Origin of the sequence: Xanthomonas hyacinthi (genome assembly GCF_009769165.1) — a bacterium.
Classification (GTDB): Bacteria; Pseudomonadota; Gammaproteobacteria; order Xanthomonadales; family Xanthomonadaceae; genus Xanthomonas_A; species Xanthomonas_A hyacinthi.
This window is the reverse complement of the sequence record NZ_CP043476.1, coordinates 2,619,138-2,632,431: the sequence shown is the minus strand read 5'-3', so window position 1 is coordinate 2,632,431 and position 13,294 is coordinate 2,619,138. Positions and strand designations below refer to the sequence as shown.

The 13,294-nt window shown below is 71.1% G+C and carries 5 protein-coding genes and 1 pseudogene; 2 read left to right on the top strand and 4 right to left on the bottom strand.

From position 1 onward, the window contains the following. Window positions 1-6 precede the first annotated feature (6 nt). The 4 genes from FZ025_RS11670 to FZ025_RS22400 all read right to left on the bottom strand — a co-directional run bounded on the left by FZ025_RS11670 (window position 7) and on the right by FZ025_RS22400 (window position 12,731). Complete coding sequence (locus FZ025_RS11670; protein ID WP_053057392.1) at window positions 7-3,384, bottom strand: Ig-like domain-containing protein; 3,378 nt, start codon at window positions 3,382-3,384, stop codon at window positions 7-9. Beyond that, window positions 3,381-11,039: an SdrD B-like domain-containing protein gene (locus tag FZ025_RS11665; RefSeq protein ID WP_158185557.1), complete on the bottom strand. Its 7,659-nt coding sequence runs from the start codon at window positions 11,037-11,039 to the stop codon at window positions 3,381-3,383. Before FZ025_RS11665 ends, FZ025_RS11670 begins: the two co-directional genes overlap by 4 nt. 442 nt (window positions 11,040-11,481) lie before the next feature. Then, the gene (locus tag FZ025_RS11660; RefSeq protein ID WP_104558500.1) at window positions 11,482-12,201 is read right to left on the bottom strand and encodes a response regulator transcription factor; all 720 of its coding nucleotides are present in this window, start codon (window positions 12,199-12,201) and stop codon (window positions 11,482-11,484) included. A gap of 221 nt (window positions 12,202-12,422) precedes the next feature. After that, entirely contained in the window at window positions 12,423-12,731 is a 309-nt protein-coding gene (locus FZ025_RS22400; RefSeq protein WP_244292362.1) for a hypothetical protein, read from the bottom strand. Between FZ025_RS22400 and FZ025_RS11650 the strand changes: the two genes are divergently transcribed. Then, on the top strand, window positions 12,730-13,077 hold the full coding sequence (locus tag FZ025_RS11650) for a hypothetical protein (RefSeq protein ID WP_244292361.1): 348 nt from the start codon (window positions 12,730-12,732) through the stop codon (window positions 13,075-13,077). The genes FZ025_RS22400 and FZ025_RS11650 overlap by 2 nt on opposite strands. A gap of 68 nt (window positions 13,078-13,145) precedes the next feature. Further along, a pseudogene (locus tag FZ025_RS22910) lies at window positions 13,146-13,292 on the top strand (hypothetical protein); the annotation flags it as partial. Between the last annotated feature and the right edge of the window lie 2 nt (window positions 13,293-13,294).

The following is a 13,294-nucleotide window of genomic DNA, read 5'->3' as shown; positions in this document are numbered from 1 at the left end:
GATTCCTCAGCGCGCCGGGTCGCGGTAGCGGACCGGATCCCGGCGGAACAGGTCTTCGTCGAATTTGAAGCGCAGGCGCAGGAACACGCCCTGCTGGGTGTACTCGTAGCCGGACAGGTCGCGGTCGCCCGCGTAGCCGGACCAGTTGTAGCCGGCCGACAGCCACAGGTTCTGGCGCAGCAGCCGGCCCACTTCCAGGCCGTAGGCGTACTGGTTGGAACCGCTCTGGCCGCGGAAGGTGGAGCCGAGCACGCCGATGTCCCAGTTCTCGGTGATGTCGTAGACGACGCGGGCGGACACCAGCACCGCATGGAAACGGCTGTCCACGCGGCCGCCGTCGGCATAGGCGAAGCGGTCCTGCTGCCACTTGCCGGCCACGCGCCCGGTCAGCCACCACGGCCGCGACGGATGCCAGTCGGCATGGGTGGAGACGATGTGCGCGCGGCTGCGGATGTCCTGGCTGCTGCCGTCCACCGCCTGCCCGTCGAGCAGGGTCAGCCCGCTCTCGTCGCGCTCCAGCTTGTATTCGTAGCGGGCCAGCGCGTTGATCCGGTTGGTGTCGGTATCGCGGTAGGCCACGCCCAACTGGAAGCGGTTCTGCAGCACGTCGCCGCGCGCGGCGTAGTCGGTGCGCAGCAGGTAGTTGCGGCCGAGCAGGGTCCAGTCGCGGCTGAGCTTGCGCGCCAGCATGAACTGCACCAGGGTGGTGTCGAACGCCTCGTCGGTCGCGGTCTGGGCGACGTCGCCACTGATGCGGTATTCCACCCGCACCGAGCCGCGCCACAGCGGGTTGACACCGTAGTCCAGCGCCAGCGCCAGGCCGGTGGCATCGCCGGTGTTGCCGTCGTACACCTTGACGTGCTCGGCCGAGCTGCTCAGGCGCAGGCCCTCGCGCACGTCCCAGGTGTTGCGGATGCCGGAGGCGGCCTGCACGTCGCGGCCGCTGATCGCATCGCGCAGGCGGTACTCGGAGAACGCCTGGGTGTCGCGCACGTAGCTGCTGTCGATGCCGAACACCAGCGCATCGGCCTCGCGGTCGGCGGTGGTGATGCCGTAGGCGCTGGTCAGGCCGGTCTGCTTCTCGTAGCGGCCGTACACGCGGCTGCGTTCCAGCACCTGGTAGTCGACGCCGGCAGCGATGCGGTTGCGGTCCTCGCCGGAGACGCTCTGCTCGTACTCGGCGCCCAGCGACAGCTTGGCGCCGACGCGGTAGCCGGCGCCGATGCGGGCGCTGTCCGATTCCAGCCGGGTGCCGATCGGCAGGTCGCTGGCGGTGCCGGTGACGGCGCTGCTGGAGCCGATCACCGGCAGCCCGGTCAACGGATCCAGCGGCTGCTGGCCGTAGCCGAGCGCGCCGCCGCCGGAGCCGGTGGCGAAGCCGCCGGTCAGGCCGCCGCTGTTGCCGTAGCCGGTGTCGGTGGACCAGGGCGAGTACGCGCCGACCGTCTCGCGGATCGAGCGCAGGCCGACATCCAGGGTGAGCTTTTCGGTGGCGCCGACGCGCACGCCGGCACCGCCGGCATCGCGCTTGCCGCCGTCCGGATTGCGGTCCTCGCTGCGCAGGCCTTCGGCATACAGCTCCACGCGTTCGGTGAGGTGGTAGGCGAGCTTGGCGTTGTATTCGCCGCGCCCGCCGTACAGCGGCGAGGCGGCATTGTTGAATGCCGGATCGGTGCGCGCGGCGAACAGGTTGGCGTCGAGCTTGTCGCCGTCGTGGCCGAACTCCACCCGCCACGCATCGCCTTCGACGCGGCCGCTGAGGTCCTGCAGGCCCGGGGTGGCGACCTGGTTGATCGAGTTGGTGTTGATCTCGCTCTGGGTGCGCGCGAACTCCGCGACCAGCGCGGTGTTGGGACCGAAGCGGTAGCCGGCGTTGACGCTGCCCATGCGGAACTGCGCGAACGGGTTGCGGTCGTCGACCACCGACGCACCCACTTCCAGCGCATCGCTCAGCCGCAGCTGGCCGTCGGCGCCGTACACCCAGAACGTCTCGGTGCCCTGGTCAAGTTCGTAGGTGATGCGCAGCGAGACCGGGTTGAGGTTGCTGTCGAACGTGGCCAGGAACTGGTTGAGCAGGATGCGCCCGGAGAACGGCTCGAAGCTGTAGTCCACCAACCGCGCCAGCGGCTGCACCGAGACGATCCGCGAAGGCTGGTTGCGGTCGCGCACGACCACTTCCACCCGCTCGCTGCCTTCCAGCACCGCGTTGTTGCGCAATGCGTACGGGCCGCTGCCCTGGCTGGCGAATTCTTCGATCACCTGGCGCAGCGAGTCCTGGATGGCGAACACGTTGGAGCGCAGGCGTGCGTTCTCGTAGTGCCAGCCCAGGCCGGTGGCGGTGCGGTTGTAGGTGCCGAGGCTGCGCTGCGGCATGCTGCTGCGCGCGCCCACGCCGGTCGCGGTGGCCAGCGTGTCGCCGGTCTGGAAATCGCCGTACAGCAGGTAGCTGCGGCGGTTGTCCACGCGCACGTACAGGCGCTCGGCCGAGCGCGCGTCGAAGCCGCGCAGGGAGGAATCGCCGTACACCGGATAGAACTCCTCCGGCTGGATATCGCGCAACAGGCGGCCGCGCACGTCCTTGTCCGAGTCGTAGGCGGCGGTGAGCAGGTAGTCGCCCTTGATCCGGCCCTTGACGAAGAACGCGGTGCGCGCGGCGGCATTGGCCTTGCCGTTGTTGAACTGCTTTTCCCAGCGGCGGATGTCGCGTTCGAACACGTCGTCGTGGTCGACCGGGGCGATCAGCCCGCTGTTGTCGCGGCGGCCGAAATTGACCACGCCCTCGATCAGGCCGGTGGCGAGCATCTCGCGCATTTCCGGCACGAAGCCGATCGTGCCCTCGGCGCTGTGGCCGCCGGCGCTGACCCGCAGCACCACGTCCTGCGGCTGGTCCGGCGCGAGCAGGTCGAACTCGGCCACGCCGTCGCGCACCGGCAGCTGCACGCCGGGCGTGACCTTGTCGGCATCGGCCGCGCCCGGCCCCAGTTCGTCGGTGCGCGAGCCGGGCAGCAGGATGCGCCCGCCGGTGTGTTCGATGGTGGCGAAGTGTTCGCCCGGCAACGGCTTGCCGGCGGCGTCGAGCAGGCGCACGGTCACGTGCACCGGGCTCTGGCCATCGGCCGGCGCGCCGTCGCGGTCGACCTCCACCAGCACCTGGTCCATGCCCTGCCCGGCGTGCGCGTCGAGCGTGCCCGCGCGCGGCGCCAGCGTCTGCGCGGCGGCATCGGCACTGCCCGGCGTGCGCGGGTATAGCGTGCCGGCCTCGCCCAGCACCGGGGTGAAGCGGCTGCTGCCGACCGTCTGCTGGGCCAGGGCCGGCAGCGCGGCCAGGGCGCAGGCGAGCAGGGTCAGCCGCGGCAGGCGGCGCGTCGTGACGGGCCGGCTCATGGCTGCACCTCCGCAGGAACGGCGACATCGGGCGCTGGGGTGCCGCGTGGCTTGACGATCGGCGCCTGCGCCGCCGTGTCGGTGCCCTGCGGTGGCGCGCGCAGCGGCTTGCTGCTGAAGCGCAGCGGCGCGTGGCCGGTTTCGGTTTCCGGCGCGCGCACTTCGCCTTGCGTGCGGCGCGCCTTGACCTGCTCGAGCACCGGGTTGGAACAGCTGCCCTCGATGAAGTCGGCGCGATGCAGCTCGCCGTTCTTGAGATCGATGAACAGGCTGTCGGCATCGCCGAGGTTGCGGTTGCTGCTGGTGGTCAGGCGCGAACCGAGCGGCAGCGTGCTGGCATCGACCTTCAGCGTGTGGCTCTGCGGCGGCAGGCCGCAGTAGCTGTACTTGCCTTCCGAATCGCTGATCACCCAGGTGCCGTCCTCGAAGTACAGGCGCACGCCGGGAATGCCGAGCTCTTCGCGGTCCTGCACATGGTTGACGTTGCAGTCCACGAACACCTTGCCGAGCACGCAGCCCTCCTCGGTGAACACGCCGCCGCTGACGCGCACGCGGTACTGCGCCTGGTTGGACGCCAGCGACCCGGCACGCGGCTGCAGCGAGACCGGATCGATGCAGCCGCCGGCGATCGAGCAGCCGTGCGCCTGCGCGCGGTTGATGCCGTCGCCCTGCTGCGCGCCGACGCCGATACGCACCCGGTAGGTCAACGCGATCTGCTGGCCGACCTGCAGCGGGCCGGTGCTGAAGCCCAGCGTCGGGCCGGGCTTGCCCAGCGGTTCGGCCACGGCCACGCCGTTGGCGCGCGCGGTGCCCTCGATGTAGGTGAAGCCGCGTGGCAGGCGATCGACCACGTTCACCGTCTGCAGCGGGCTGCCGGCGGTCTGGCGGATGGTGATGGTGTATTGCACGGTATCGCCCACTTCGGCGGTCTGGCGGTCGCCGGTCTTGGTGATGGCCAGGCCGGTGGCCACCGCGGTATCCAGCGGAATGTGGTTGTGCACGATGCCGGCGGTGCCGGAACCGGAGAACAGGCTCAGGAAGTAGCGGGTGGCGGGACCGACCGGACCGGTCGGCGCATGCGCGTCGGGCTGCACGCTGTAGCGCGAACCGGCATCGCCCGGCGGCGACAGCGCCTGCGGCTCGGCCGGGATCAGCGTGGACACGAACACGTAGCCGCCCGGCGGGGTCACCGTCAGCTGGAATTCGCAGCGTGCCGGCGCCGCCGGACCGAACAGGAACTGGTAGGCGCCGTCGCTGCCGACGGTCATCGACACCGCGTTGCCGTCGATGCGGTAGCCGCCGCTACCGGTGTTGAGCAGGCTGGTGGCCGGGTCGTAGCCGGCACACACGCCGACCGGGGTCAGCGTGACGATCGCACCCGGCACCGGGTCGCGGGTCACCGCGTCGTAGACCACGCCCGACGGATCCACCGGCAGGCTCTGCTGCGGCAGGTTCTCGCCGGCCTTGAGCACCACTTCCAGTTCGCTGCTGCCGCCGTCGCTGACCCGGCACGAGCTGGTGCCGCCGTTGGCGATGGCGGTATCGGCTGCGCACGGCGCGACCGTGGAGGCGCCCTCCGTGCTCACCGGCCAACCCCACACCGCACCGGACACCGGGTGGCGGAAGCGCAGCTTCCACTTCTGCCCGGGAATCACGTCGCCGATGCGGTAGCTGCCGTCGGCGGCGCTGAGCGTGCTGCGCACGACCTGGCCGCTGGCCGGATCCACCAGCTCCACGGTCCAGCCCTGCAGGCGCTGGTCGCCGCCGTCGAGCAAGCGTTCCTCGCTGCCGCCGTCGAACCACACCGTGCCGGACACCGAGGCCGCCAACTGCACCTGCGTCGGCAGGCGGCAGGCGTTCTGGGTGATCGCCGGATCGCACACCGGCAACTGGGTCACGTCGCCGTCGAACGCGCCGCGTTCGGCCGGGGTCGGGCTGTGCGTGGCATCTTCGCCGCCGCCCTGCACCAGCACCGCGTTGTTGACCGGATTGCCGGTCGCCGCCGCCGCGCCGACCGCGACCTGCACCTGGATGCGATCGCTGGCGGTCTGTGCGGGCGCGATCAGCGTACTGGCATCGCAGCTGAAACGGTCGGCGCCGACCGCGCCGGTGCAGCTCCAACCGTTGCCGGTGGGCAGCGCCGCCAGGGTCACGCCCGGCGGCAGGCGGTCCTGCACCTGGTACGTGCCGGCGGTCGGACGCGGGCCGATGTTGCGCACGCTGATCGTGTAGCTGGCGGTGTTGTTGACGGTGAACTTGACCGGGTCGGCGAGCTTGCTGACGACCAGGTCCGGGGTGTTGGCGATCTCGCCGAAGTTGTTGTCGATCGACTGCGCCCCCGGGGCCAGCACCACCGCGGCAATCGCCGACGGCACGGTCTCGCGCGGGGTCGCCACGCCGCGCGTGGCGCCGCCGACGCTGCCGGCGCTGGTGACGCCGTTGCGGGTGTCGGCGGGCTGATCCGGTTCGGTCACCGTGTAGGTGCCCGGACGCAGGTTCTCGAAGCGGTAGTTGCCCTGCGCATCGGTCTGCACGCTCAGCTGCACCGCGGCGCCGAGGTCGTCGGTGCCGGTCAGCACCACGCGCACGTTGGCGATGCCCGATTCGTCGCTGCCGACCACGCCGTTGTCGTCGTTGTCGTAGTACACGCGGCCGGACAGCGACGCCGCCGCCACTTCGCCGAAGTCGTAGTGCTGGCCCTGCTGGTTGGCGCCGAGCACGATGCTGGCGATCGCCGACGGCGTGGTGGTCACGCCGGTGGCGGTGCCGCCCTTGTCGCCGGGCACGGTCTTGCCGTTGAGGGTGCCGGTCGGCTGGGTCGGCTCGGTCACCGTATAGGTGCCCGGCAGCAGGCCGATGAAGCTGTAGTTGCCGGCCGCATCGGTCCTGGTGGTCAGGGTGACCGCCTGGCCGTTCTGGTCGCTGCCGGTCAGCACCAGCTCCACGTCGGCCAGGCCGGTCTCGGCCGGGTCGATCACGCCGTCGTTGTCGTCGTCGCGCCACACCCGTCCCTGGATCGCGCTGCCGCTGGGGTTCTCGCCGAAGTTGAACTCGGTGCCGTCCAGGCCGGCGCCCAACTGGATCTGCGAAATGCGGTCGGTGCTGGCCGCATCCGGGCCGCCGGGCGCGGCCACCGCGGTGCCGGCCACGCAGCTGCCGGCCGCGCACGCCGCGCCGCCGATCTGGCCGGGATTGATCGCGCTGGGGCGGTTGCTGTACTGCCCGCTCGGCAGCGGCTCGCGCACGCTGTAGGTGAGCGTCGGATCCAGGTCGTCGAAGCGGTAGGCGCCATTGCCGTCGGTGCTGGTGGTGGCCAGCACCGCGCCGGTGCTGGCATCGAGCAGTTCCACGCTGGCGCCGGCGATCGCCGGATCGCCGCCGTCGCGCACGTTGTTGAAGTTCAGGTCCACGTAGACCCGGCCGGACAGGCTGGGGCGGCGCACTTCCGGGAAGTCGTAGCGCACGGCCGCATCGGACGCGCCGACCGCAATGGCGACGTAACTGGAGTTGGGACTGCCGGCGGCATAGGTGCCGCCCAGCGACGGCGCGCTGGCGCCGGCGGCCGGCGGATCCACCGGGCCATTGCGATAGCCGCTGGGCTGGGTCTGGGTCAGCGTGTAGCCGCCGGCGCCGGCCGCGGCCAGGTCGTCGAAGCGGTAGCTGCCGTCGGCCGCGGTGGTGGCGCTGCGGTTGACCGCATTGCCGTAGGCGTCGGTGCCGCTCAGCACGAGGGTCACGCCGGCGATGGCCGGTTCGCCGTTCTGGCGCACGCCGCCGTCGGCGCCTGCGCGCTCGCGGTCCTCGAACACGGTGCCGGCCAGCGACGCCCGCGTGACCAGGATCGGCACGGTGGACGTGTTGTTGGCGGGGACGCGATCGACCTGCTCGGTGGCGATGGTCGCGGTGTTGTTGATCGCCGCCGCGCCCGGATAGGCATCCCAGCGCACCGGCACCACGATGCGCAGCTTGCCGCCGACGGTGACGTCGCCGAGGTTGCAGGTCAGCGTGGCCGAGGCCTGGGTGCAGCTGCCGGTGCCGTTGGGCACCTCGCCGCCGCCGCCGGCCGGCAGCGGGCCCTTCTTCTGCCAGGTCGCCTGGCCGGCGACCACCAGCCCGGCCGGCAGCGTGTCGGCGACCACGGTGCCGGTGCCGTTGAGCGGGCTGCTGCCGCTGCGATCGCGCGACAGGCTCGCGCCGGGGCCGTTGTTGATGCCATCGATCACGTAGAAGAACGGCTGGCGCAGGCCCACCGAGGTGGCGTTGGCCGGCAGCGCCGCATCCGGATCGGCATCGGGCGTGGTGGTGACCACGTACTTGCGCACGCCCACATCGGCGGAGGCGCGGATCGTGGTTTCCTGGCTGGCGCCGTTGTTGGCGGTGTTGCTGTCGGTTTCGGCGGAACTGGCCCGGGCCAGGTTGCTGACCGTATCGCCGGCCGCGCCGGGCGGGGTGTCGTAGCGGTAGCGCAGGTACAGCGTGCTGGTCTGGCCGGAGGCGACCACACCGGCGACGTTGCTGCTGAAACCAACGCCGGGCATCAGGCAGTCCAGCACCTGCGCCGCGCCCACGGTGGGGTTGCTGCCGCTGGTCACCGTGCAGGCGGACGCATCGAACGTGCCGCCCGGCGTGGCCGCGGCGCCGATGAAGGTGACGGTGCGCCCGGACGGCGGAGTGAAGGTGTCGGTCAGGTGCACGTCGGTGGCGACCGACGGGCCGTTGTTGCGGATGGTGATGCGGTAGGTGATCAGGTTCGCCGCGGCATTGCTCGCGTCGTAGCCGAGCGGATCCACGCCGCCGGTGAAACCGGTATCCACCTTGTTGGTGATCAGGTCGACCTGGCCGGCCTCGAACGGCAGCTGCGCGCTCTTGCTGTCGTCGCTGGTGCTGGTGTTGAAGTCGTAGGTGTTGCCGTCGCTGTCGGTGCCGGCGGTGGCGTCGCCGTTGCCGTCGCCATCGATGTCCACCACGAAGTCGGCGATGTTGTCGAACTGGCGGCCGGTGTTGCCGGTGTTGACGTTGGGCCGGATCACCACCTGCAGGCTCTCGGTCTGCTGGTTGGCGAACGACGGCAGCGCCGGGCACTGCACGCTGACCTGCGCCGCCGCGCCGGTCGGGTTGGCGTAGGAGGTGCCGCCGGCGTCGGCGGTGACGGTCACCCCGGCACCGGCCGTGGCGGTACAGGCCTGGGTGCCGGCACCGGTGCGCTGCGCGGACACCAGCACGAAGCCGGAATCGTTGGCCGGCAGGGTGAACACGTCGCGGAAGATCACCCCGGGCACCGCCGACGGGCCATCGTTGATGTAGGACATCACGTAGGTGGTGTTGACGCCGGCGCGGCCGGGCGTGCCCGAGGAAATGGTCTTGGCGCTGGTGACCACGTTGGCCACGCGCGCGATGCGGATCCAGTCCGAGGCCTGGTTGTTGTTGCCGTTGAGTTCGCCCACCGAGCCGGCCACGGCCGCATCGATGCCGACGCCTGCGGTGTTGCAGAACGCGCCGCTGATGGCGTTGCCGCCGCAGGTACCGGCGGCCTGGTTGTAGCTGTCGAACAGCGCGCGCTGGACCTGGATGACGATCTGCGCGCTGGCGCCGTTGCCCAGCGCGGTACTGCCGGAGCGGCAGATCACCGAGGCGCCGCTGACGGCGCAGTTCCAGCCGGCCGGGGTGCTGGTCACGCTGACCTGGGTGCGGCCGCTGACGAAGCCGGGCACGGTGTCGTTGACCACCACGCCGGTGCTGCCGTCCGGGCCGTTGTTGGTCACGGTCAGGGTGTAGCTGAGCGTGTCCTGGTTGGCCGCCAGCACGTTGTCGGCGGCGCCGGCGCCATTGGTCTGCTTGGCGATGGACAGGTCGGCGCGCTCGTCGGTGGTGCGCGTGCCGGCGCCCGAGCAGTCGTTGCCGGTTTCCGGATCGCGGTCGATGCCGTTGCCGGTCAGCGGCTCGATCGAGCCGCCGGAACCGCCGGTACAGGCGTTGTTGAGCAGGTTGGCCGAAGAGCTGCGCGCACGCGTCAGCAGCTGCAGCGTCGGCGCCTGCGCGCCCACCGCCAGCGGCAGCGAACCGGCGCCGAGGTCGCAGGTCACGTGCTGCACGCTGGAGCCGCTGTAGGCCTGGTCCACCGTGCAGGTCCACGCGCCGCTGGCGAAGGCCACGCCCGGCTGCGCCACGCTGCCGTCCGGCTGCAGCAGTTCTTCGCCGCTGGCCAGCGTATCCACCGCCTGCACCTGGCCGGTGGCCGCGCGCGGGCCCAGGTTGCGCACCACGATGCTGCTGCTCATGCGGCTGTCCAGATCGCTGCCGACCCCGCTCCACACCGGCACCAGCGCCGGGGTCTTGGTCTTCTGCAGCGACAGGTCGGCGCCGTCGGCGAGCACGGTGAAGGTGCTGCTGCCGGTGTTGTCGGCGCTGTTCGCATCGGGCGTATCGGCGCTGGCGGTGGCGCTGTTGGTGACGTCGCCGCTGCTGTTGGTGCCGGACGCCGGCACCGTGCTGTCGATGGTGAAATCGACCACCGCGCCGACCGCCAGGCTGCCGCTCAGCGCGCAGCTGCGGGTGGCGTTGCCGTTGCTGTCGGTGCAGGTCCAGCCGGCCGGCACGCTGCCGCCGGTGACGACGAAACCGGTCGGCAGGTTGTCGACGAAGCGCGGATTGACCGCCGCGCTCGGGCCCTGGTTGCGCAGCTGGATGTTGAAGGTGACCGGCTGCCCGGAGATCGCCGGCGACGGGGTGACGCTCTTGCTCAGCGCCAGGTCGGCGCCGGCGGTGACCGTCGTGGTGACGCTGCCGGTGTTGTTGTCCGGCAGCGGATCGGGCGTGCTGCCGGCCTGCACGCGTGCGCTGTTGACGATGTTGCCGCTGGCCGCGGTGACGCGGGCGCGGAAGGTGAAACTGCTGCTGCCGCCGTTGGCCAGCGCGCCGGCGTGGGTGGCGGTCATGCTGCCGCTGTTGAAGGTCCAGCCGCTGCCGCTGAAGCTGTTGGCCACGTACTGCACCGCGGCCGGCAGCGTGTCGACCACGTTGAAGCCGGCCGAGGCGCTGGGTCCGGCATTGCGCACGGTGACGGTATAGGTGACCTCGGCGCCGGCGACGACCGGGTTCGGCGTGGCGCTCTTCTCCACGCTCAGGTCGCCCGCCGATTCCAGCGTGGTCGCCTCCAGGCGGCGATTGTTGGCCGCGTTGCTGTCGCTGGCGAAGAACGCATCGGCATCGGCCAGCGACGCGATCGGCGTACTCGCGGCGGGCAGGCCGGACTCCACGCCGATCGCGCCGCGGACCTCGATCGTGCCCGGGGCCAGGCCGACCGTGCTCACCGGCAACTGGAAGGTCACCGGCGCGCCGTTGGAAGAGAACGTGCCGACCAGCGTGCCGACCCGGCATTCGATGCGCTGCGCATTGCCGGCGGCCACGCTGCAGGAGGACGGCAGCGGCGTCCCCGCCTGCGCACCGGCGGGCAGGTCGAAGATCACCACCGCGTCGTTGACCGTATCGGCGGCGCTGTTCTCGACGGTGACGCTGTAGACGACGCTGCCCCCGGCCGGCGTGGGATCGTAGCCGGTGTCGGACAGGTTGGTGATCTGCAGGTCCGCCGCCGCGGCCAGCGCAGGCGCGGCCAGCAGCAGCACGACCAGCAGCAACCGCAAGCGTCGCCCCGACAACGCCGTGGTCCGGTGGTGTCCGCAGGCAGCACGCACCCACGCCCGCAAGGCAGCCGCACGGCTGCCGCGCATCAGATGATCCATGAGCCTCTCTCTCCCCAAGCATCCAAGCCGGACCCACGAACCGGCGCCCCAGGCCTAGGCCGTGCGGGGCGCGCTGACGATCGGGATCGGAACCCACTCCGAACGCGCAGGCAGGGCCTGCCGGTGTGGTTGCGCGGAGTTTGCGCAGGGACGCGCAGGCAGTCAGTAGCAGCAGTTCGCGTTCGCTGTCACTTGCTCACAGGCAAAGTGAGACGCATGCCACAACAGCAATGCGATGCAGCCCGTCGCTGGACTGTGACGGCAGGCTGGAGGCCGGCATGGCTGGCGAAACGCGGCGATCTGTCTACCGATCGAGCGGCGCCGGGTCCGCGCTCTGCGCGGGGATGGATGACACGCCCTAGGCGCTATCGCCCAGCAGATAGCCCTGCCCGCGTACCGCGCGCAGCGGCAGCGCCGCCGCGGTGGCCGCGCTTGCGCGCGCGCGCAACCGATGCACCAGCACTTCCAGGCGGTGCGGATCGAAATCCCACGGCGCATCGGTGAGCGCCGCGATCAGCGTATCGCGATCGACCGGCGCACCGCGCTGCGCGAACAGCGCCTTCAGCAAGCCGCGTTCGGCCTCGGTCAGCGCCAGCGTGCGCTGCGTGGGCGAGGACAGCGTCCAGCCGTCGTCGCTCAGCCGCCAATCCTGCGCCGACCGCGCCTCGCTCGGCGCGGCAGGCTGCAGGCGCCGGCGCAGGTTGGCCAGTGCGGCGATCAGCAGTTCCACGTCCAGCGGCTTGACCAGGTACAGGTCGGCGCCCTGGGTCAGGCCGCGGGTCATGTCGGTGTTCGCGCCGCGGCCGGTGAGCATCACGATGCCCGCCTGCGGCGCGATCTGGCGCAGATAGCGCGCCACCGAATAGCCGTCCTCGCCCGGCAGCCCCACGTCCAGCACCACCAGATCGCAAGCATGGCCGAGCAGATGCCGGTACAGCGCCTCGGCGCTGCCGAAGCCGAGCGCCTGCGCGCCTTCGTGGCCCAGCTCATCGACGATGATCGCGCGCAGTTCGGCGTCGTCCTCGACCACCGCGATCCGCGCGCCGGCCAGCACCAGTCCCTGCGCTGCCGCCATCATCGCCGGCGGCTCGCGGAAAGCGGCTGCGCGCGCACGGCCCGCTGCCTGCAGCGCGCGCTCGCCATGCGGCGGCTCCCCGCCATGCGCAGCCGGCTGGCCGGAGCGTGCAACGATCGCGCGAATGTTGCATCGCCTTGCTTCAGCACCGCCGACAGCTCCCTGCTCGCCGCCCCAGGCATGGAAACCAGTATGCGACGATTGCGTTCCATCCGCATCCTCCATCAGCTTTCGCGCATGCGTGGCGGGATGCCGCGCGGCGGCCTCGCCGGCCCATTCGTGCACATGACTTGATGCACGTGCCGCACGCGCGCAAGTGCGCTGCAATCGCGAGCCCGCTGCAGGAGTCCGCCATGCGCCTGCGCCGCGAAGCCGTCGCCGACAGCCTGCAGTTGCATCCGCTGGCCGGCGGCTTCGCGCTGCTGTCGGGCACGCACCGCTTCCACGTGCAGCGCGACGGCAAGCCCGAACGGCTGGACGGCCAGGCCGCGTTCACCAAATCTGTGGCAAGCGGTCGATGGCCACTGGCGCATGCGCCGCATCTACAGCTATGCGCACGGCGCGGTGCCCTACGTGGCGCCTGCCACGCATCTGACGCTGGCGCCCGACATCCTGGCCGGCTACGCCGGCGACTCTCTCGGCAAAAGCGTCGGCGCCATTCGCGTCGTCGTCGAAGGCGATCACCTGAAGCCCAGCGCCAGCGCACTCGTGGTGACCCTGCGTGCCGAAACGCCGACGCGCTTCTTCGCCGAGGAACGCGACCTGCGCATCGTGTTCGCGCCGGCAGCGGACGCGCGCGTGCCAGCTGACCGTGTACGCGAACGGCAGCGTTGTCGAGACCGCGCAGGCGTAGGGACGCGCACTGGAAATGCCCGCTGAACACCGGCCTTGAAGTACCGGCAATCGCCCATAAATGTACACATGAACATTTATTCACAGGTGCCGGTATGACAGCAAAGCGCCCCCCGCGGCCACGCGGCCGTCCGCCCAAAGACCAGGCCGACGGTCGCCAGGCGCTGCTCGCGGCAGCGACCGGCATCTTCGCCCGGCATGGCTTCGATCGCGCCGACATCCGTACGATCGCCGCCGCCGCGGC

Excerpts from the sequence above, each read along its gene's own strand:
- FZ025_RS11670 (WP_053057392.1), bottom strand. The coding sequence starts at position 3,384 with ATGAGCCGGCCCGTCACGACGCGCCGCCTGCCGCGGCTGACCCTGCTC.
- FZ025_RS11660 (WP_104558500.1), bottom strand. The coding sequence starts at position 12,201 with ATGATGGCGGCAGCGCAGGGACTGGTGCTGGCCGGCGCGCGGATCGCG.
- FZ025_RS11650 (WP_244292361.1), top strand. The coding sequence starts at position 12,730 with ATGCGCCGCATCTACAGCTATGCGCACGGCGCGGTGCCCTACGTGGCG.
- FZ025_RS22400 (WP_244292362.1), bottom strand. The coding sequence starts at position 12,731 with ATGCGCCAGTGGCCATCGACCGCTTGCCACAGATTTGGTGAACGCGGC.